Source organism: Faecalicatena contorta (assembly GCF_021531995.1).
Taxonomy (GTDB): Bacteria; Bacillota; Clostridia; order Lachnospirales; family Lachnospiraceae; genus Dorea_A; species Dorea_A contorta_A.
The window spans coordinates 1-1,838 of the sequence record NZ_JAFBIZ010000222.1; the positions used below are offsets into that span (position 1 = coordinate 1).

1 protein-coding gene and 1 rRNA gene are annotated in these 1,838 nt (G+C 40.5%); one reads left to right on the top strand and one right to left on the bottom strand.

Annotation, left to right across the window (positions count from 1 at the left end; all coding sequences use genetic code 11):
* Positions 1-233 (top strand): 23S ribosomal RNA (locus JQM82_RS15410); the annotation flags it as partial.
* Positions 234-448: 215 nt separating this feature from the next.
* Here JQM82_RS15410 and JQM82_RS15415 read toward each other — a convergent pair.
* Positions 449-1,735 carry an aminotransferase class I/II-fold pyridoxal phosphate-dependent enzyme gene (locus JQM82_RS15415; protein WP_235251294.1) on the bottom strand — a complete coding sequence of 429 codons (1,287 nt, stop codon included), beginning with the start codon at positions 1,733-1,735 and terminating at the stop codon, positions 449-451.
* Positions 1,736-1,838 lie beyond the last annotated feature (103 nt).

Below are 1,838 nucleotides of genomic sequence, written 5' to 3' on the forward strand. Positions count from 1 at the left end.
ACCGGGATGGACTGGCCGCTGGTGGATCTGTTGCATCGCCAGATGCATGGCAGAGTAGCCAAGCCGGGACGGGATAAACGCTGAAGGCATCTAAGCGTGAAGCCCCCCTCAAGATGAGATATCCCTATGTAAAGTAGTAAGACCCCTTGAAGACGACGAGGTAGATAGGTCAGAGGTGGAAGTGTGGTAACACATGGAGCTGACTGATACTAATCGGTCGAGGGCATGACCAAGCAAGGTGATAGGTAAGTGGATGATATTTCTTGTATGCAGTTTTGAAGGTACATGACAGTCAACGATATGTTGGCTGTTTTTTCTTATAGAAGAAATTTAAATTAAGAACGAAAAGATAGATTAAAATAATCCTCCGTATGCACAATTATACGGAGGATTCATCATTTTACGGATACCCGTCAGTAAAATCTAAATCTGCTTTTCATATTCAGATTTACTTATGTTCCAGGATTTTATCAATGCTTACTAATTTTACACTTAATACAAATACCTGGACTGCTGTTTTTAATTCTTCCAGTGTCGGATAAGACGGAGCAATTCGTATATTGCTGTCTTGTGGATCTTTTCCATACGGGAAAGTTGCACCGGCATTTGTCATGATCAGTCCGGCCTCTTTTGCTTTTGCTACGATTGCTTTTGCACATCCTTCCATAGAATCAAAGGAGATAAAGTATCCGCCACGTGGTGCAAGCCAGCTGCCGATTCCAAGACCTCCAAGCTCACTTTCCAGTGTTTCCAGAACAACATCGAATTTGGGCCGCATAATGTCTGCATGACGTTTCATATGCTGTACCATTCCATGGATATCTTTAAAATATCTTGCATGTCTTAACTGGTTTACCTTATCATGTCCAATTGTCTGAATCTTCATCTGTTTTCGAATGTCAGCAAGGTTTGCATCAGATGCAGCGATTGCAGCAATTCCGGAACCAGGGAAACTGATCTTGGAAGTAGAAGAGAACTTATAAACCATATCAGGGTGTCCTTCTTTTTTACATTCCATTAAGATTTCAAGCAGATAATCCTGTTTATCCTCATATAAATGATGAATACCGTATGCATTATCCCAGAAGATTCGGAAATCTTCCGCTGCAGGATTTAAGGCGGCAAAACGATGAACCGTTTCATCTGAGTAAGTGATTCCCTGCGGATTAGAGTACTTTGGAACACACCAGATTCCCTTAATTGCAGGATCAGAGCTTACCAGCTTCTCTACAATGTCCATATCCGGTCCGGTAGATGTCATAGGTACGCTAATCATTTCAATTCCAAAATATTCTGTAATAGCAAAATGTCTGTCATATCCCGGTACAGGACAGAGAAATTTTACTTTGTCAAGCTTACACCAAGGAGTGCTTCCCATTACACCGTGTGTCATGCTGCGTGCAATCGTATCATACATGACATTCAGACTGGAATTTCCAAAGATAACGATATTATCCTTCGGTACTTCCATCATATCTGCAAGAAGCTGTTTTGCCTCTCTGATTCCATCCAGCACACCGTAATTACGGCAGTCGACACCCTCTTCACATACCAGATCAGAATCACTTCTCAATACATCCATCATTTCCATGGAAAGGTTAAGCTGGTCAGTGGACGGTTTACCTCTTGACATGTCAAGATGCAGATTCTGTCTTTTTATTTCTTCAAATTGTGCTTCAAGATCGTTTTTCAATTGTAATAATTCTTCTTTAGATAATTCTTCATATGCAGCCAATGTTCTATCCTCCATAATATATTCCACTCAATTATAGTATTCTATCACATTTTGACGTTTCGTCAATGGTTTCTTGCAAATTTCTTGCGGTAAAATCAAATAA